The sequence below is a fragment of the Streptomyces sp. NPDC090106 genome, assembly GCF_044747265.1.
Lineage (GTDB): Bacteria > Actinomycetota > Actinomycetes > Streptomycetales > Streptomycetaceae > Streptomyces.
Map to the genome: position 1 here is coordinate 835,001 of NZ_JBIVDS010000001.1, position 18,507 is coordinate 853,507.

General features: G+C 68.8%; 13 protein-coding genes. 8 read left to right on the plus strand and 5 right to left on the minus strand.

The window, feature by feature from the left end; all coding sequences use genetic code 11:
- The first annotated feature begins 133 nt into the window (after positions 1 to 133).
- Genes ACIPSE_RS03675 through ACIPSE_RS03685 form a run of 3 tightly spaced genes read left to right on the plus strand, consistent with a single transcriptional unit; the run spans position 134 to position 5,138 of the window.
- On the plus strand, positions 134 to 451 hold the full coding sequence (locus ACIPSE_RS03675) for a hypothetical protein (protein WP_401657011.1): 318 nt from the start codon (positions 134 to 136) through the stop codon (positions 449 to 451).
- A gap of 6 nt (positions 452 to 457) precedes the next feature.
- Complete coding sequence (locus ACIPSE_RS03680; RefSeq protein ID WP_401657014.1) at positions 458 to 4,870, plus strand: RHS repeat-associated core domain-containing protein; 4,413 nt, start codon at positions 458 to 460, stop codon at positions 4,868 to 4,870.
- Positions 4,871 to 4,874: 4 nt separating this feature from the next.
- A complete protein-coding gene (locus ACIPSE_RS03685) occupies positions 4,875 to 5,138 on the plus strand; it encodes a hypothetical protein (RefSeq protein ID WP_401657017.1) in 264 nt (87 codons plus the stop codon).
- Here the strand turns inward: ACIPSE_RS03685 and ACIPSE_RS03690 are convergent.
- Positions 5,132 to 8,020: a putative dsRNA-binding protein gene (locus ACIPSE_RS03690; RefSeq protein ID WP_401657020.1), complete on the minus strand. Its 2,889-nt coding sequence runs from the start codon at positions 8,018 to 8,020 to the stop codon at positions 5,132 to 5,134. The genes ACIPSE_RS03685 and ACIPSE_RS03690 overlap by 7 nt on opposite strands.
- 222 nt (positions 8,021 to 8,242) lie before the next feature.
- Between ACIPSE_RS03690 and pglX the strand changes: the two genes are divergently transcribed.
- On the plus strand, positions 8,243 to 11,959 hold the full coding sequence (gene pglX, locus ACIPSE_RS03695; RefSeq protein WP_401657023.1) for a BREX-2 system adenine-specific DNA-methyltransferase PglX: 3,717 nt from the start codon (positions 8,243 to 8,245) through the stop codon (positions 11,957 to 11,959).
- 62 nt (positions 11,960 to 12,021) lie between these two features.
- Here the strand turns inward: pglX and ACIPSE_RS03700 are convergent, their stop codons facing one another.
- Both ACIPSE_RS03700 and ACIPSE_RS03705 read right to left on the minus strand, forming a co-directional pair.
- Positions 12,022 to 12,222 (minus strand): DUF397 domain-containing protein, encoded by a 201-nt coding sequence (locus ACIPSE_RS03700; protein ID WP_401657025.1) that lies wholly within the window; start codon positions 12,220 to 12,222, stop codon positions 12,022 to 12,024.
- A complete protein-coding gene (locus ACIPSE_RS03705) occupies positions 12,219 to 13,040 on the minus strand; it encodes a helix-turn-helix domain-containing protein (protein ID WP_401657027.1) in 822 nt (273 codons plus the stop codon). The genes ACIPSE_RS03700 and ACIPSE_RS03705 overlap by 4 nt, the downstream gene beginning before the upstream one ends.
- 244 nt (positions 13,041 to 13,284) lie before the next feature.
- Here ACIPSE_RS03705 and ACIPSE_RS03710 point away from each other — a divergent pair, with 244 nt between their 5' ends.
- Positions 13,285 to 13,758 (plus strand): hypothetical protein, encoded by a 474-nt coding sequence (locus ACIPSE_RS03710; protein ID WP_401657029.1) that lies wholly within the window; start codon positions 13,285 to 13,287, stop codon positions 13,756 to 13,758.
- 440 nt (positions 13,759 to 14,198) lie between these two features.
- Here ACIPSE_RS03710 and ACIPSE_RS03715 read toward each other — a convergent pair whose 3' ends face one another.
- Both ACIPSE_RS03715 and ACIPSE_RS03720 read right to left on the minus strand, forming a co-directional pair.
- On the minus strand, positions 14,199 to 15,401 hold the full coding sequence (locus ACIPSE_RS03715) for a hypothetical protein (protein ID WP_401657031.1): 1,203 nt from the start codon (positions 15,399 to 15,401) through the stop codon (positions 14,199 to 14,201).
- Positions 15,402 to 15,439: 38 nt separating this feature from the next.
- On the minus strand, positions 15,440 to 16,282 hold the full coding sequence (locus tag ACIPSE_RS03720) for an RNA polymerase sigma factor (RefSeq protein ID WP_401657033.1): 843 nt from the start codon (positions 16,280 to 16,282) through the stop codon (positions 15,440 to 15,442).
- 290 nt (positions 16,283 to 16,572) lie between these two features.
- Between ACIPSE_RS03720 and ACIPSE_RS03725 the strand changes: the two genes are divergently transcribed.
- From ACIPSE_RS03725 to ACIPSE_RS03735, 3 genes are all read left to right on the plus strand, one after another.
- Positions 16,573 to 16,824 (plus strand): hypothetical protein, encoded by a 252-nt coding sequence (locus ACIPSE_RS03725; RefSeq protein ID WP_401657035.1) that lies wholly within the window; start codon positions 16,573 to 16,575, stop codon positions 16,822 to 16,824.
- Between the two features lie 70 nt (positions 16,825 to 16,894).
- The gene (locus tag ACIPSE_RS03730) at positions 16,895 to 17,524 is read left to right on the plus strand and encodes an NYN domain-containing protein (RefSeq protein WP_401657037.1); all 630 of its coding nucleotides are present in this window, start codon (positions 16,895 to 16,897) and stop codon (positions 17,522 to 17,524) included.
- A 320-nt stretch (positions 17,525 to 17,844) separates the two neighbouring features.
- On the plus strand, positions 17,845 to 18,366 hold the full coding sequence (locus ACIPSE_RS03735; protein WP_401657038.1) for an ATP-binding protein: 522 nt from the start codon (positions 17,845 to 17,847) through the stop codon (positions 18,364 to 18,366).
- Positions 18,367 to 18,507 lie beyond the last annotated feature (141 nt).

Sequence of the window (18,507 nt, forward strand, 5' to 3'; positions counted from 1 at the left end):
GCACGTTCCGCCGGGTTTCCCCCTCAGGCACTCATGACCTTCCCTTGGGCTTCGCTTTGCCGTTCCTGGGTGCACACGACCTAGGGTCATGAGGTTGGCATGTGCACAGTGTGAAGTGCGGGGGTGGGGTGGCGTGTCGGATCTGGGCAAGGACGCGGTGTCCATGCGAAAGGCGGCGACAGGGCTGCGGGCGGTGGGGCATCACACGGCGAAGCCGTTGCGGGAGTTCAGGACGCAGTCGCACGACCTGGGCGCGCTCGGTGCGCTGGGTTCCCTGCTCGGAGCGAAGAGCGAGATCGAGGAGGGCATGACCACCCTCGCCGAGCTCACGAAGCAGCTGGACGGGGAGTGGGAGGCGCAGGCGAAGCTGATCGGGGAGATATCCGACGCCTTCGATCTGCTCGACGTGCTGCTGGCGGCACAGGCCCAGGCCCGGGCGAAGAAGGGCTGAGCCGGCGTGGTCGACCTCAATCCCCTGCACTACGTCAACAAGTTCAACCACATGATGGGCGACAGCCTCGCCAGTGGTCTGGAGTTCCTGGGCATCACCGATCCTGCGGTCGACCCGGACGGGATCCGGGAGATAGCCAAGAAGTGGCGGCATCTGGCCACCGGCTTGGACGACGCTGCCGAGGCCGCGCGCAAGGCAATGGCGGACGTGGAGTGGGAGGGGAAGGCCGCCAAGGCGTTCCACAAGCGCTCCAAGGCAGCCCGCAAGCAGGCCACCGAGATGGCGGACGCGCTGCGCGAGGGCGCGAAGGCGCTGGACGACTTCGCCGACCAGGCCCACGAGTTGCTCACCGAGATGGGTGTGCTGGTCGCGGAGATCGCCGAGTTCGAGATCGCGGGCCTGGCCCTGTCGGTGCTGACAGGTGGCGCCTCCGCGGTCGTCTCCTCGCTGATGGCCGGTTCGCGGGCGGTGAAGGTGGTCGCGCTGGTGGCCCGGATCGAGAAGGAGGGCACCGTGCTGGCCTCCGCGATCCGCGGGGTGCTGGAGGTCATCCGGGCGGTGGAGCGGGCGCTCAAGGCGCTGAAGGAGATCCGCGGCGTCGCGGCGGCGGCCAGGATGGCCAAGGGCGGTGCGGAGTTCGCCGCGTTCGACGCGATGCTGAAAGACCCGGCCGCGTTCACCGATCCCGAGAAGCTCGCCGGGATCCTCACCGAGGGCGCCCTGCTGGGCGTCGGCTTCGGCATGCTCGGCAAGGTGCTGGGCAAGGGCCTCAAGGCACTCAAGCCCGCGGACCTGGCCAAGCTCGGCAAGGGCCTCGGCCTTGACTGCGCCGCCTTCGAGCGTCTGAGGCTGAACCCGGGCTTCGACAAACTGCCCGCATCGATCCGCAACATGGTCAAGAAGTTCGTCCGCGACCCGATCGACGTGGCCACCGGCGACATGGCTCTACCACGCGTGGACGTCTCCCTGCCGGGCGTCCTGCCATTGATCCTGGAACGCACCCATCTCTCCTCGTACCGCTGGGGCGGCTGGTTCGGCCCCTCCTGGGCCTCCACCATCGACCAGCGCGTGCAGGCGGACGAGGACGGCTTCGTCTACGCGGCTGCGGACGGTTCCCGTCTCTGCTTCCCTCTCCTGAACCCGGAGAGCAACGAGCCGGTCCGCCCGCAGACGCCCGGCTCCCGCTTGCTGCTGTCCTGGGACGACGATACGGACGGCGCCGTCCGTATCACCGACCCCGGCACCGGCCTGACCCACGTCTTCCACAGCCCCGTCCCCGCAGCCGAAGACACCGCGATCGACCTGCCCCTCCAGCACGTCCAGGACCGCAACGGCAACCGCATCACCGTCACGTACACCGAGGGAGACATCCCCGACCAGGTGGTCCACTCCGGCGGCTACCGCATCGCCCTCGACCACGACCGCGCCCGCTCCCGCGTCACCGGCCTGCGGCTGCTGGACCCCGCCCACCCGGACGCCCCCGGCACGACCCTGCTCACCTTCGGCTACGACGAGAGCGGCCACCTCATCGAGGAGACCAACTCCTCCGGCCTGCCGATGCGTTACACCTACGACCCCGAGGGCCGCGTCACCTCCTGGACCGACCGGAACGACACGACGTACTGGTACGCCTACGACGACCGGGGCCGCGTGACGGCCACCGGCGGTACCGCCGACGCCCTCGCCTCCACCCTCGCCTACGACGATCCGACCCGCACCACCCGTGTCACCGACTCCCTGGGGCACACACGGATCTACGAGCACAACGAGGACCTGCGCCTGATAAGTGAGACGGACCCGCTCGGGAACGTCACACGGCAGGAGTGGGACGACGAGCACCGCCTTGTCGCCATCAGGGACCAACTGGGGAACGCCACCGGCTTCCGTTACGACGAGCAGGGGAACCGGACCGCGCTCGTCCGGCCGGATGGCCGGGAGACCACCACCCGATACAACTGCCTCGGCCTGGCCGAGGAGCTGGCTGACCCCGACGGCCTCCTGTGGCAGCAGACGTACGACGCACGAGGCAACCGCACCACGGTGACCGACAGGGCGGGCGCCACCACCCGCTTCGCCTGGAGCAGCCGAGGCGTGCTCACTTCGGTCACTGACGCGCTGGGGCAGACCACCGCCGTGGTGAGCGACGCGAGGGGGCTGCCTGCTCAGATCATCGATCCGCTGGGGAGCGCCACCCGCTACGAGCGGGACGCCTTCGGTCGCTGTGTCGCCGTGACCGACCCGGGCGGGGGAACCACCCGCCTGGAGTGGACCGTCGAAGGCATGCTGGCCCGCCGTGTCGCAGCTGACGGAACGGTCGAGTCCTGGACGTACGACGGCGAGGGAAACTGCACGAGTCACACCGACCCCGCCGGCGCCATCACGCGCTCCGAGTACACCTACTTCGATCTGCCGGCCGTCCGGACCGGTCCGGACGGCACCCGCCACTCGTACACCCATGACACCGAAGGCCGCCTGGTCCAGGTCACGAATCCGCAGAACATGCGGTGGAGCTACGCCTATGACGCGGCAGGCCGTCTGGTCTCGGAGACGGACTTCGACGGTCGTACCCTCACCTACGACCGCAATGCCGCAGGTCTCCTCGTCGCCCGCACCGACGCCCTGGGCCGGACGACCCGCTACACTCACGACGTACTCAGCCGGGTCGTCCGCAAGCAGGTGGACGAGGAGGTCACGACCTACGCCTACGCCCCGAACGGGCTGCTGACCGACGCCGTCTCTCCTGACGTCTCCCTGAATCGCCGGTACGACCTGAGGGGAAACCTCACTGCCGAGACGGTCGACGGACGGACGACCACCTATGAGTACGACATTTTGGGCCGCCGCACGAGACGGACCACTCCCACCGGGGCCACCACCGTGACCGCCTACGACAGCGCGGACAACGTCGTCGAACTGGCCACCTCCGGGCCGACGGTCGGCTTCGGACGCATCGACGGCAGCAGCCGGGAACTGGCCCTGACAATCGGCGCAAACACGACCGTGACCAGGGCCTTCGATGCCCAGGGACGGGTTCTCCATCGATCCGTCACCGGCCGGGGAGGTCACCAGGTACAGCGGCGCGACTACCTCTACCACCCGGGCGGCAGCCTTGCCGGTTACGACGAGCAGGTGAACGGCGGTCGCCGTTTCGAACTGGACGAGGCCGGACGCGTCACGGCCGTCGAGGCGGCCGACTGGAGTGAGCGCTACACCTACGACGAGGTCGGCAACCAGACCACCGCCTCCTGGCCCGCGAGTCACCCCGGCCAAGAGGCCACGGGATCCCGCTCCTACTCCGGTACACGGATCACTCGCGCGGGCAGAGTCCGTTACAAGCACGACGCCCTCGGCCGTGTGACCCTCCGCCAGAAGACCCGCCCCTCCAGTAAACCCGACACCTGGCGATACACCTGGGGCGCCGAAGACCGCCTCGTCTCCGCGGTCACCCCGGACGGGACCGTCTGGCGCTATCGGTACGACGCGCTGGGGCGCCGCACAGCCAAGCAGCGTTTCTCCGTGGACGGCCTGACCGTTGTCGAGCAGGTGGATTTCACCTGGGACGGCAGCACTCTCTGTGAGCAGACCGCCCTGTCCGACGGAGCGCGGCAGCAGGTCACGCTCACTTGGGACCACCAGGGAACGCGGCCCATCACTCAGACGGAACGCATCACAGCCGCCGATGCACCCCAGGAGGAGATCGACTCTCGCTTCTTCGCCGTGGTCACCGATCTGGTGGGCACTCCGACCGAGCTTCTGGACGAGGACGGCGACATCGCGTGGAGGGCTCGCAGCACTCTGTGGGGAACGACCGTCTGGGCGGCGGACAGCACCGCCTACACACCCCTTCGCTTCCCGGGGCAGTACTTCGATCCCGAAACCGGTCTCCACTACAACTACTTCCGTCACTACGACCCTGAGACGGCTCGCTACGTCACTCCCGATCCTCTCGGTCTGGCTCCGGCTCCGAACCCGGCAGCCTACGTACACAACCCTCTGACCTGGGTCGACCACCTCGGGCTTGCGCCGCGGTGCGAGGAATCATTTCCCATCTATCGCACTCCGAAAGGGAAAGACGCGGCCTACGAGCTGGAGAACGGCCCCAATCCCGCAAACCATCAGCCCGGAATCGATATCGGCTACGGGGAACTTTCGGACGGACTCATGTATTTCGGCGAGCGAGACGTCGCCGCGACCTACATGAGCCCCACCGGCAGAAATTTCGCGGACGGAATGGTCCGCTACGACATGCATCCGGACTTTCTCAAAGAATTCGCACAGCACCCCTACATGAGGAGATACGACCTGCAGGGACCGGGAGGGGCACCTCGCATAGAATTTGCCATCCCGGTCGACAAGCTGGGGCGATTCAGCGAATTGACGCTCAAGAGGACATGGATTCCGTTCAATGGAAGCGGGTGAGACGATGATCAGCAATGAGGAAGAGTACGACGCCGTGATCACAGGCATCACCGTGGTCGGCGTGGTGGTCGACATCGACGGCGTGAAAGGCTTTGTCGACCAGACGAAACACCCTTCCTGGTGGTCGGCGGCCGTCGCGCCGCCCGAGGTGGGGGACCGCCTCCATGTGGTCGTTCTGGACGACTCCAGGACCCCTCCCCGGCTGAGCGCGCTCGAAGAGGATGTCGAGATCGCGCGCCGGGTTCGGGACAGGGACGGACGTCAGTAGCCGGGCGGGGCGAGTGGGTGCTCTTTCTCGATGACGGGTTCCGTGGTGTCCGTGTGACGTGGGCCGGTGTCCTCTCCCAGGTAGGCGGCCAGGCCCGCCGCCGCCAAGGGGCCGAGCGCGGCCGGGTCGGGGCGGCTGTGGAGGCGGAGCAGGACGTGGTCGTCGTCGACGAGGCAGTCGGTGTACGGGAGGGCGTGGGACAGCAGGCGGGCGAATGCGTCGCAGGCCGCCCTGGCGTCGACGCCGTGCAGCCCGATCCAGGCGTGCAGGGTGCCGTCCTGGACGGTGAGTTCGACGTCGACCGGGGTGTCCGCCGCCCCGGCCGCCGCACCGCACCACGTCAACGTCTCGCGCAGCGCGCCGAGTTGGACCCGCAGCGGGGTGAACGACTCGCGGCGCATGAGGTCGCGGACGGTGACGCCGGTCTCGGGGGCCTGCCGCCGCCACCAGTCCTGGACGATGTCCCGGACCGGGTCGGGCAGATCCTCCGGAGCCGTGTCCAGGGCTCGCCGTACGGCGGACGCGGCGTGACGCCGGACGGCGCTCGCGGGGTCGGTGCCCGGGTCGCCGCCTGCGCGGCGGAGCGGGGAGCGGGGGCCACGGCGGGTGTCGTCGACCACCCGCCGGTACAGGGCGCGCACGGGTTCGGGTACGGGTGAGACGTCCGGGCCCAGCAGCGCGGAGACCCGGGCGGCCCAGTCCAGATAGGCGTCCAGGTCTCCCGTGGCGAGCAGGTCGAGGCCGAGGTCGCCGCGGGCGAGGGCGCGGCCGCGCTGCCGCTCCGAGAGGGGACCGAGGCCGTGGAACTGGGCGCGCAGCAGGTAGGAGACGAGGTCGCGCCGGTGGGGTTCGAGGGTGTCGAAGGACTCGTCGGCGGTGGCGGCGAGGAGGTCGAGAAGGCCTTGGGCGGTCGCCTTGTTCGCCGCCGTCTTCCCGGTGTGGCCGGTCTGCCGGACGGTCCAGCGGCTGGTGCGGCCCGCGGTGTCGCGCAGGACGGCGGTCGTGATGTAGGTCCGCAGATGGTCGGGGCCTTCGGCCCGGTCCTCGAACTCGTACGTCATCCCGTAGGCCGCCGCGAACACGCCGAAGAGGGTGACCGGGTCGTGCTCGTGGTCGAGGCCGGTCAGCCATTCGTCCAGGACGGCGGGCCGGCGCCGCAGCAGCTCGGGGCCGCGGACCCGCCAGGCGGAGGCGACGACGGCCTGGGTCGCGTCGGAGACGGCCCTGACCTTCTCCTCCCGCTCGCCGTGTCCGGTCAGGAGCCCGTCCCACAGGGCGAGCAGTCCGCCGAGTCGGGCGGTCTCCGGGTCGGACACGTTGTGCAGCCGGGTGTCGTCCTCGTCCAGGCGCAGGTCGTGGGCGAGAGCGGCGCGGGCTCTGGTGTGGGCGGCGAGATGGTCGATGACGAACGACCCGTGGTGGGCGAGGAGGTCGTTGGCGCGCTGGTGGGCGGCGGCGAGCGCGGCCGGGTTCTCGTAGGCCCAGGAGCTGTGGGTGAGCGACTGGGCGAGCAGTGCGTCCGCGCGGTGTCCCAGCTCGAACATGGTGTCCAGGTCGGCGACGGCGTCGCGGTGGCCCGCCCCGGGCGCGCGGTACGTCCGGGGTGGCGCGGCGGACGGCCCCGCGGGGGCCGGGCCACCCTTCGTCCGCGGCGGGTACTTGGCGAGGAGGGCGCGTGCCGCCTCCAGACGGGCCGCCTTCTTCGACCGGCCGACGCCGAGGGCGCCGCGTCCACCGTTCATCCGGGCGACGACCTGGAAGACGCGCTGGTGGTCGGGCCCTTCGGCGCCGTCGTCGTGGAAGGTGAGCCCGTCCTTGCCGTACGCCGCCATGGCCAGGTTTACGGGGTCGGGTCCGGCGTCGGCGGAGGGGCGGTCGAGGTCGGGCCAGACGGCGGCGACGAGCCGACGCGCGATGTCGTGGGCACCGGTCAGGCTGAGGACGCCGAGGATCTGCCGGGCGACGCCCTCGGCGACCGACGGGGCCGGGTTCTGCGCCTCCCCCGCCCCCATGCGCGGCACACCGCCGTCGACGGCCCAGGCCGCCAGGGCCAGTTCCGCCGCGCGCCGCCGCTTGGCGTGGGCGACCGCCTGATCACCGGACTTGGCCGGGTACGCCCAGTGCGCGTAGGCGTCGAGCACGATCACATGGAGGGTCGTGGCACCGATCCGGTCGAGCAGGCCGAGGACGTACGGGCTGACCTCCTCCACGAACCCGCTCTCGTAGAGGCGGCTGCGGTGCTGGGCGGCCAGCCCCAGCCAGGCGGTGGTCTCCGGACCGGCCTCCCACCCGTCGACGGCCCGTGCGACGGCGGCCCGGGTCTCGGCACCGATCGGGGTGACCAGTTCCTCGGGCAGCGCGGCGAGGGTGAGCGGGGCGACATCGTTGACGGCGAGACGGCGCTCGACCCGGGGTGCGGCGGGGGCGGCCGGGGCCGCCGGTCGCTGGGCGGCCCGCCCGGCCGGCCGGGCGGGCGCGGTCTCCCGACGGTGCGGGGCCCGCGCCCGCCGGCTGTCCGCACGCTCGGCACCACCCGCGCTCCGCGCCGACGGCGTCCGCTGTCTCGGCGGGCTCACCTTCGGCGGATCGAGGGCGTCCCGCAGGTCGGCGACCAGCCAGGACGGCAGTCCGGGCGGCTCGCTCCCGTCGAAGAACTCCCCCGCCGCGTCGACGGTCCGCTGCCAGCGGTCCGCGTCGAAGCGGTTGTCGTACTTCTGCGAGATCCTCCGCAGCGCCGCCCGCACCCGGGCGTACGGGATCTCCCGGCCGCCCAGCGTGTACGAGGTGCGTCGGCGCGCGGCCTCGATCGCCAGGGCGATGCGATGTACGGGTGTCGGTACCGCGGTCTCCCGCAGCGCGACGACGCCGACCCAGCGGTTCATGGCATTCCCCCTCGCCGAGGCGCACGGCAAGGCCCCCCTCGGCCTTCCGTCTCCCCCTGGTCAGGTTAGATCGCGGCATATGCGCGCGGTAGAGGTTTCGATGACTCTCTGTGTCAGGAGTGGCCACAGGGCGAGACGGACCGCGCCGCTCCGGCTGGCAGGATGGGGCGGCGGGTGGGCCGCGGGGGTCCAGTGCGTGAGTGGTGAGGGAGTGGACCGACGGTGACGACGGGTACGGCGGAGACGGCGGGGTCCGGCCTGGACCGGACGCGACTGCTCAAGGACCTGCAACGGCAGGCCCGCCTCCTGGAGGACGACCTGCGGCAACGCACGGACGCCGAACCGGAGTTCCGGGACGCGCTGCACGTCGAGTACGACAAGGCCGTCGGCGCCGAGCGTACGGCCGCGATGTACGAGACCTGGCGGGACGAGCGGGTCGTCCAGATCGCCGCCGCGTGGGTGCTGGCCTGTGTGTTCGTCCGGTTCAGCGAGGACAACGGCCTGATCCCCGACCCCTGGCTCTCCGGTCCCGGCGAACGCCTCACCGAGGCGCAGGACAACCACGACGCGTTCTTCCGGAACAACCCGTCCAAGAACGACCGCGACTGGCTGCTGGACTCGTTCGACGCGCTCGCCAAGTCCCACCCGACCGTCGCCGGTCTCTTCGACCGCGCGCACAACCCGCTGTACGAGGTGACGCCGTCCTACGAGGCCGCGACCGCCCTCCTCGGCTTCTGGCGCGAGCGCGGCGCCGACGGCGAGACCGTCCACGACTTCACCGACCCCGAACTGGACACGCGCTTCCTCGGCGACCTCTACCAGGACCTCTCCGAGCACGCCCGCAAGACGTACGCGCTACTCCAAACGCCGGTGTTCGTCGAGGAGTTCATCCTCGACCTGACGCTCGAACCGGCGGTGGAGGATTTCGGCCTCACTCCGGCGTGGAAGCACCGGCCGGTGGACTGGGACGGCGAGACGTCGGACGACGGTCCCGGCGGCGAGAACGTCATCCGCGGCCTGCGCTGCATCGACCCCGCCTGCGGCTCCGGTCACTTCCTCCTCGGCATGTTCGAACGGCTCCTGACCAAGTGGCGTGCCGCCGAGCCCGGTGCCGAACCGTGGCTGCTGGTCCGACGGGCCCTGGAGTCCGTCCACGGCGCGGACAAAAACCCGTTCGCGGTGGCCATCGCCCGCTTCCGGCTGCTGGTGGCTGCGCTGAAGGCGGGCGGGGTACGGGAGTTCGGCGCGGCACCTGGGCTGCCGATCCGGGTGGCGGTGGCGGATTCGTTGTTGCACGGGCGGAACGCGGAGACGGTCACTGAGACGCTGGACACGCTGTTCGCGGAGGACGAGGCGTTCTACTACCGCACGGAGGACATCGAGGAGTACGTGCGGGAGGTCGACCTCCTCGGCCGGGACACCTATCACGTGGTCGTCGGGAACCCCCCATACATCACGGTCAAGGACGCCAACGAGAACAAGAACTACAAGGCCGCGTACGACGCGTGTTATCGGCAGTACGCGTTGTCGGTGCCGTTCGCCCAGCGGATTTTCGAGCTGGCGGTACGGGCGGGGGGTGACCATCGGGACGGTGGGTTCACGGGGCAGATCACGTCCAACTCCTTCATGAAGAGGGAGTTCGGGAAGAAGTTGATCGAGGAGTTCTTCCCGAGGGTTGATCTGACTCATGTGATCGATACGTCGGGGGCTTATATTCCGGGGCATGGGACGCCGACCGTTATTTTGGCAGGGCGAAATCAAGTGGGGCGACAGGGGGAACCGGTGCGAGCCGTACTTAGCGTGCGCGGCGAACCTGGCCAGCCTGCCGATCCAAGTCAGGGACTGGTTTGGCAAGCGATTGTCCAGCAATATCAAACCCCTGACAGCGAATCAAATTGGGTCTCAGTGGAGGACGCTAACAGGCCACGCCTCAAGAGCCATCCGTGGGCTCTGAGCGGAGGCGGCGCTGCCCCACTGCAAGCTAAAATCGAGATTGGAACAAGTCCACTCATTGAGTCCGCATTCGATATCGGCTCTGGAGCTGTAACCCGCGAGGACAGCGCATATCGAGTAGCCGCAGGAACACTGCGCCGTCATGGCATCGCCATGCAATTCCAACGAATTCTCCTCGAAGCTGAAAATATTCGCGACTACGACTACGATGAGCCAGTGGTTGGCCTTTGGCCGTACGATCAGGAAACCCTTGAAGCCACAAGTACGCAAGAAATTAACCGCTTCTTGTGGCCAGCGCGAGTAATCCTTCGCGATCGTATTGCTTACGGCGAAAGCCAGCTGGAACGCGGACTCCGATGGTTCGAGTACTCGATGTTCTTCCCTAAGAAATATTCATCACCCCTGTCTATCACATTGGCCTTCTTTGGAACGCACAATCACTTCACTTTGGACCGTGGAGGAAACGTATTCAATCGATCCGCTCCGGTCATTAAACTTGCGGCAGATGCGACCGAAGATCAGCACTTGTCCCTGCTGAGCGTACTCAATTCCTCGACCGCCTGCTTCTGGCTCAAGCAGGTTAGCCACGACAAAGGAAGCCAGTCAGGGACAGGCGGCTTCATGCATGATGAGTGGGAAAGATTCTACGAGTTCTCGGTTACTAAGGTGAAGAAATTCCCCATCTCCCGGAATCCGAGCCCTGCACTTGCGCGGAAAATCGACACCTACGTCAGGAGCTATAGAGAAAATAACCCGGACCATCTTCTCTCCAATGCTGCGCCTACACGCGATTCTCTCGATGACGCCCGCCAAGCCCAAGAGCACGACCGCGCCCACATGATCGCCTTGCAAGAAGAGCTGGACTGGACCGTCTACGGTTCCTACGGCCTACTCACCCCCGACGAAGTCGCGCGCACCACCACCGCCGATGTCCCCGAAGTCGCCCTCGGACAGCGCGCGTTCGAGATCGTCCTCGCGAGGAAGGTCGCTGCCGGGGAGGCCGAGACGGTGTGGTTCGAGCGCCACGGCTCCACCCCCACCACCGAGATCCCCGCCCACTGGCCCGACGCCTACCGAGCCGTCGTCCAGGCCCGTATCAATCTCATCGAGGCCAACAAGGACATCCGACTCATCGAGCGCCCCGAGTACAAGCGCCGTTGGTCGCAGGAGTCCTGGGAGAAGCGGGAGGCCGCTGCCATCCGGGGTTGGCTGCTCGACGCCGCCGAGCGGGAAGCCCTGTGGTTCGAGGAGCGGGACGGGTTCACCGTCCCGCGCCCCCTCACCGTCAACCAACTCGCCGACGCCCTCCGGAACGACCAAGACGTCCAGTCCGTCGCCGAGTTGTACGCCGCCGACCACCTCGGTAAGCGTGACGCCTCCCTCGCCACCGTGCTGGCCGCCGTCATCGAGGCCGAACACGTGCCGTATCTCGCCGCTCTCCGCTACAAGGACTCCGGTCTACGCAAGCGGGACCAGTGGGAGCAGGTGTGGGAGCAGCAGCGGGAAGAGGACCGTACCGGGCAGCGGCTCGACATCAAGGTGCCGCCGAAGTACACCGGCGCGGACTTCACCAAGCAGTCGTACTGGTCGAACCGCGGCAAGCTCGACGTGCCCAAGGAGCGGTTCATCTCCTACCCCGGGGCCTCCCTGGAGTCGGACGGCTCGCTCCTGCTCGGCTGGGCCGGCTGGAACCACCGCGACCAGGCCGACGCGCTCGTCGGACTGATCCGCAGCCGTGTCGAGAGCGGCGGCTGGACGAAGGACGACCCCCGGCTCGTCCCGCTGCTCGCGGGTCTGCGCGAGGTGCTGCCCTGGGTGCACCAGTGGTACGGCGAGTACGACGAGGAGTGGGAAGGCAACCCCGCCGAGGAGTTCCAGGCGGCTCTTGAGTCGGGTCGCGCGGACGCCGGTGTGTCCGACGGCGATCTGACGAAGTGGCGCCCGGAGAAGAAGTCGGGTGGCAGGAAGAAGCAGAGCAGCGAGTAGCCGACGCGGCGGGACATGAGTGAGGGGCGGCCTGAGTCCGGCCGCCCCTCACCCTCACTTCATCAACCGCGCGCGGCCATCCGCACGAACGCGGCCCACCCGTCGACACCGACCGCGAGGAACGCCTCGCCCGGCCTCTTGGAGTCACGGACCAGTACGGCCGTACCGGCGTCCGCGATCTCGACGCACTGGCCGCCGTCTCCCGCGCTGTAGCTGCTCTTCACCCAGGTCAGCTCCGCTGCCTGGTCGGCGATGACCTTCACAACTCTCCCAAGAGCTTCTCGATCCAGGCCAGCGATTCCCTGGGGGTCTTGGCCTGCGCCCGCAGAACTCCGTAGGTGGACTCGAACCCCTGAACCTTCGCTGGCTCCATGCACAGGGCACTGTGGCTCTGCACCTCCGTGTAGGCCATCCTGCGCCCTGCACCCGTAAGGATCAACGTGAACGGTCCGGCAACCCCGGCATGCTCATCGCGGTCTGTCGGCATGACCTGGATCTCAATGTGGCGTTCGTGCCCCAACAGCAATAGGTGCTCCAACTGCGCGCGCCGCACCTCCTGTCCGCCCAAAGGGCGCAGCAACACGTGTTCTTCGATAACGAAGCTCAGCAACGGCTTGGGGCGCCGGCAAAGAAGCCTCTGACGGTCCAGGCGTGCCAGCACCCTCTGCTCGACAGTCTCCACATCCAGTAGGGGCCGCCACATCTCGAAGACAGCACGCATGTAGTCCTCACACTGCAGTAGCCCATTGACCAAGTGCGCGTCATAGGCGTGCAGTTCAGCTGCTTCGGTCTCATAACTCACGAACTTTCGGAAGAATCCCGGATACTGAGCCTTGGCGACTTCTTCCTTCATCGCGCCCAGCACACCCCGCGCCCCCACCGCGCGGTCTGCCGCATCGATCAGGTCCGGCTTCGGGATACGGCGCCCCTGTTCCACCGCCGCAATCTGGGCCTCGCCGTAGCCCACACGCTCCCCTAACTGAGCCTGAGTGAGCCCGGCAGACTCCCTTAGGAGCTTCATCTGCCGCCCGAAGCACCGCAAGAACTCGCCATCCGAGTCCGGCTCCGCGCCCGCATCCATCCCCGTCCACCTTCCGGTCCCGGTGACTTCACTGTCGTGATCGCAGGCTAGAAGGAGCCCAGCTCAACGGGGTTTCGAACAAACCAAGTTGATTCGTGTGAGTGAAGGACCCCGCGAAAGCTTTCTTCACGCAACGCGTCCGATCAACCACTCAGCGTGCGGTACGGTCGGCAGAAATACGGCCCCCGCAACGGCTGGCACCGTCCGCGAGGGCCTGAACCACTAGTGGATGAGACCCACCGTGATGTATCGGCACCATATCGCGCCCCCGCGCGCCTTCACCCAGTTCTCCCACGACCTCATCCGGCATCCCCGACTCTCGTCCGACGCCGTTCGACTCCTGACCTGGCAGCTCTCCCTCCCGGAGGGAGCACGTGAACCTCTCTCCCGCACCGCCGAACGCGCCCGGATCGGCGCCACCGCCTTCACCCGCGCCAAGCGCCAACTGAGGGACGAGGGGTTCGTGCACGAGCGTCGGCTGCAAGGGCCCGGCGGTCACTGGATCACCCAACAGCTCGTCTCCAACGTCCCGTTGAGCGCCGCGGAGGCGGCCAAGCTGCTCGCCCGGATGCCCCTGCACGCATCGTCGCAGGTCGCACCGAGTGCCCCGATTCCGACGGTCGGCGAGCCGGGTGCCCCGCTCCCCGACCGCTATCCCAATGGCGAGACTTGCGGGGACACCTCCAACCGACCCCCCAAACCCCGAGCAGCCGGCTGACGTACCGCCTCCGGCTCCGCCTGCGTCCCCTCACCTCGACGCGGCGAGTGCCCTCGTCTCCGCGTTCCCACGCCTCTCCCCCGACCTGCGGCACATCCCCGCCGCCATGCACCCCGAGCTGACGGAACTCACCGCCCGCTGGCTGGAGGCCGGGCACCCGCCCACCGCCGTCCGCACGCACATCCTGCGTGGCCTCCCTGCCGACGGCAGCCCCGTGCACCGGCCGGGCGGCCTGCTGCGCTACCTCCTGCGTGAGGTCCCGCCGCCGCCCGAGCCCGCCACCACGACGCACGTCGCCCCCGTCGGCCGCATTCCCGAACCCCGTCTCTCGCCGCGCCTCACCGGCGCCCGTGAGTGCCACGGCGATCACGTCCAGCCCATGCTGTTCAGGCCGGTCGGCGAGGAGGTCCTGTGCCCGGGATGCACGGGCGGCCGAGGCGTCACCGGTGCAGGGCCAGACGTTGGGCGGTACTCAATGCCTCCCGCGCATAGTTGTTGACCATCTCGGCACGCGCCTTCGGCAGCAGCACATTGCCGACGAGCGTGAGGAACAACGAGCCGACCACGAGCGTCAGGACGGGAACCGCGAGCGCGCACATTCTCAACGCCCTCACCCATGACACCGGCTCGCCGCGCTGCCGCGCGGATTGGCCTTCCCGGGTATGAAGCATGGCCGTCCAGGCGTAGGTGAGCGCTCCTCCCGCCGCGACCACCACCGCCAGAATCGGCAGCAGGGCGGCCTGCGAGGCGAGGACGAGCGAGACCATCGCCGCGACCACCAGCAGGATCAGACTGGTCGCCAGGACGGCGTAGGGCGGTTGCGACTCCACCCGTGCGTGACGGCGCCGTTCGGTCCGGTCCGGCCGGGGTTCACGCCACCCGTCGTCCTTGAAGGGGGCATACGGCCGGGGCTCGTGCCCCTTCGACCCCTTGTCGGCCCGCTCGACCTTGTAGTCGCCCGCCGCCGTGGCCGGGTAGGGAGCGAAGCCCGGGGAGCCGTAGGACATCGGGGCGGGTGACGGCCCGTTCTGCTGCGGCCAGCGGACGCCCGGGGCAAGGGAAGGTTCCTTGTACATCGGGGGCAGCGAGGCAGGCGGATGCGCCGGTGGATGTGCCTGCGCCCTGAGACGGGCGAGGTCCCGTTCGTGGATCTCCTTCCGCAACGTGCCGACGTGCTCGATCTCCTCCGGGGTGTAGCCCTGGTCCAACGCGGCGGCACCCCAGTCCGTCCGAAGGTGCTCGGACACCCCGGGCGTGCCGTCGGCGAGGTCCGGCGCCGGAGCCTCCTCGGCGCCCTCCTCGTCCTCGAAGTCCTCCCCGTCCTCGTCGTCCACGTCCACTACGAACCACTCGCTGTCGTCCGGCTCCGGGAAGAGGAACGCCTCGTCGTCCTCCGGTTCGTCCGACGGGTCCTGCGCCTCCCCGCCCGACACCGCGAAGTCCGCCGAGGAGCCGTCCAGAACCTCCAGGAAGGCCAGTACCTCCGCCAGCGTCCCGGGGTCCAGCGCGCCGTCCTCCGGAACGGCGCCTCCCGGCCGGGCCAGCTGGATCAGGATCGAGATCCACCGCTTGCGCTGGCCGGTCCGGTCCGGGGACGTCTCCTCAAGACGGCTCAGGACGCCCAGCGCGCGCAATGCGGACACTCGCCGCCCAGTCTCCTCAGCCGGGACGAGCACATCGTTCATCGCTGTCCTCCTTCGTCGGACTCGTCGTTGCCGTTGCCGTTGCCGTCGCTCTTGCCGATCTTGCCGATCTTGCGGGTGAACCGTGTCCAGCGCTGCTGCGCCGCCTTCTCACCGATGCCGAGGGCCTGGGCGATCTCCGCCCAGGGGTACCCGAGCCTGATCATCTCCGCGATGACGTGGATACCGGGATCGGCCCCCGCCAGGGCCCGCTCGATCTGGTCCGCGGTGACCGCGTGGAGGACCGGGTCGGTGGCGGGCGTCCGGCCGAAGGTCGAGAGCCGGGACGGGTCGGTGAGACCCGGCTTGTTCCGTTGATGGTCCCTGGCCCACTTGCGGAAGGTGTTGGGGAGTTCGCGGACGAGGGCGCCGACGAGGAACGTCTGCAGACTCGCGCCGCCGTTCGGCTTCCAGCCCCCGTCGACCAGGGCGTACCTCTTGAACCGGGGCACGCACACGGCGAGCAACTCGGCGACCACCTCCTCCCGTTCCCCGGCGTCCTCCTGGAGGAGGGCGATCATCCCCTCGTCGGTGACGGGCCGGCCGATCCTCGCGCACTCCGCGAAGACGCTGCCGTTCCTGATCCCGGCCAGCATGATGCGCCGGGCGGCCCCGGCCAGGTTGTCCATGACGATGTCGTAGGCCGGGCCACGGAACTCGTACTGCCGCAGCAACTCGAACAGTCCGCGGTCCTGTTCGGCGGTCCGCTTCTTCCTGGGCGCTCCGAGGTCACGCATCAGCCGTCGCCATCCGTCACCCGACAGCGGCGGTGACGGTTTCTCCGGGACGTCGGGCACCGCGGCCTGCGCGGACTCCGTCGTGCTCCCGGGTGGTTCAGGCACGTCACTGACCGTGTTGTCCCCCACCACATCCCCTCCCGCCCTGTTCGTCTCGCTGAACCCAGCGATGTCACCGGAGGTATAGGTGGGGAGCAACGGGCGGACCCACGCGCCGTTCCATGATTCTTTTCCGGGCGGCCGAGACGGCATGCCACCCGTGCGCCTTCCCGTGCGCCCGCCTCACGTCTTCCTGGGGAACCGCTCGGGAACCGCGTGGTTTTTCCGGCCGACCCGACCTATCTCCTGATGTCGAGAACGCTCAGCGACCGCACAGCCCACAGGAGTTCACCACCATGACCACCCCCACGCCCGGAACCCCGGCACCGTCGCCGTCGACGTCCCCCGCCTCCACCGGCCAACCGGGCGTCACCCAGCCCGCCGTCGTCCAACCGCCCGGCATCAGCGGCTATCTGCCCCCGGACGTCCTGCTGCCAATCGTCCTCGCCGTCCTCGTCGTCTACGCGGCGAGCCGCCCCGGCGCCGCACACGCCCTACGCGCGCTGATCGAGTTGCTGAAGGGCTCCGGAGGTCCTCCGGCCCCCTGAACCCGAGCACGGCCGTCGCCCGCCCGGCGGCCCCGTCCCCACCAACTCCCCGTATGCGTAAGGTGACCGCATGACTACCAACGTCTACATCGACGGCTTCAACCTCTACTACGGCAAGCTCAAGAAGAACCCCGACCTCAGGTGGCTCGACCCGGTCTCGATGTGCCAGAAACTGATCCCGACCGGTCAACACATCCAGCGGGTGCGGTACTTCACCGCGAGAATCAAGCCACGACCCGGTGACCCCGGCGGACCTCAACGCCAGGACGCCTATCTGCGCGCCCTGGGCAGCCTGCCCGAAGTCTCCCTCCATTACGGCAGGTTCCTTCAGACCACCGTCCGCATGCGGTCGGCCAATCCGCCGCCGAACACGGTCGAGGTGATCAAGACCGAGGAGAAGGGCACCGACGTCAACATCGCCACGGAGATCCTCATGGACGCGTCCCGCAAGGACTGCGACCTGATCGTGCTCGTCAGCAACGACAGCGATCTGTGTGGGCCGCTACGCAGGGTCAAGGAGGAGCTGGGCGTCGACATCGGCATCCTCAACCCCTTCGACCGGCCCAGCCGCTGGCTGCGGCAGCTCAAGCCGTCGTTCATCAAGCCCATCCGGGACGGCGTGGTGCGGGCCTCGCAGCTGCCCGACACGGTCCCGCTGGGCAACGGCGCGCAGGTCCACCGGCCCAAGGAATGGGTGTAGGCAGACGGCCCCAGGTGCCTCCCGCCGGTGCGGGAGGCACCTGAACGGCAAGGACGCGGAAACAACAGAGGCACGGAAAGAGCAGAGGCCCGCCTGATTCTTGGCGGGCCTCGCGCCTGCTCGCCGCAACGAGCAGGGGGATGAGAACCACCGTAACGCATTCATGGACGCGTCACCAAGAGATCAGTTCCCGCCACGTACCGTGGCCGCCGTAAGAGGACCCCGACAACCCCTACAGATACCGGCGCCACCCCTACAGATGCGCTCCGTAGCACCGTCCCCTCTGGCCACCGCCCGCCCCGGGGCGCGATCTTCGGACTATGACCACACCGAGTGATCGAACGCTCGCGCCGTGCAACCTTCCCGGCCTCGCCCTCCGCTTCTCCCCCGCACCCCGGGGCGCCCGCCTCGCCCGGCACCTCGCCTCCCACCAGATGAACGCCTGGGGCTGGCCGTACGGCAGCGCCGCGCACGACGCCGTGGAACTGATCGTCGCCGAGCTGGCGGCCAACGCCGTCACCCACGGCCGCGTCCCCGGCCGGGACGCCGAACTGCGGCTCAGCGCGAGTGCCCGGGACGGCTGGGTGCGGGTGGAGGTGAGTGACGCGCGAGGCGAGCGGCTGCCCGTCCCGGGCTCTCAGGACCGGTCCCTCGCGGTGGGCGGGCGCGGCCTCGCGCTGGTGGCGGCACTGGCCGAGCAGTGGGGCGTCGCCTCTCGGCCCGGCGCCCCGGGCAAGACCGTATGGGCGCTGGTGGCCGCCGAGCCGCTGCACACCCCGCCGCACGCCTTGCCGCCCGGACCGGCGCACTCCCCGCCCCCTTCCGGCACCGCCGTGACCTGATCCGGCACCGTCGTGACCTGATCCCGCCCCTCACGTCACGGGAACATCTCCCGTCCCGCCGCCCTTTCCCACCCCAGGGGTGCGACCTGGCAGGATGAATGGGCAATTGTGAGGCAAGCCACGGGGAGCGGGGAGCGGCTG

What these genes read in the sequence shown, in the direction of transcription:
- ACIPSE_RS03705 (WP_401657027.1), bottom strand. Translation starts at nt 13,040, where the DNA reads ATGGATGCGGGCGCGGAGCCGGACTCGGATGGCGAGTTCTTGCGGTGC.
- ACIPSE_RS03685 (WP_401657017.1), top strand. Translation starts at nt 4,875, where the DNA reads ATGATCAGCAATGAGGAAGAGTACGACGCCGTGATCACAGGCATCACC.
- ACIPSE_RS03690 (WP_401657020.1), bottom strand. Translation starts at nt 8,020, where the DNA reads ATGAACCGCTGGGTCGGCGTCGTCGCGCTGCGGGAGACCGCGGTACCG.
- ACIPSE_RS03735 (WP_401657038.1), top strand. Translation starts at nt 17,845, where the DNA reads ATGACCACACCGAGTGATCGAACGCTCGCGCCGTGCAACCTTCCCGGC.
- ACIPSE_RS03725 (WP_401657035.1), top strand. Translation starts at nt 16,573, where the DNA reads ATGACCACCCCCACGCCCGGAACCCCGGCACCGTCGCCGTCGACGTCC.
- ACIPSE_RS03730 (WP_401657037.1), top strand. Translation starts at nt 16,895, where the DNA reads ATGACTACCAACGTCTACATCGACGGCTTCAACCTCTACTACGGCAAG.
- ACIPSE_RS03710 (WP_401657029.1), top strand. Translation starts at nt 13,285, where the DNA reads ATGTATCGGCACCATATCGCGCCCCCGCGCGCCTTCACCCAGTTCTCC.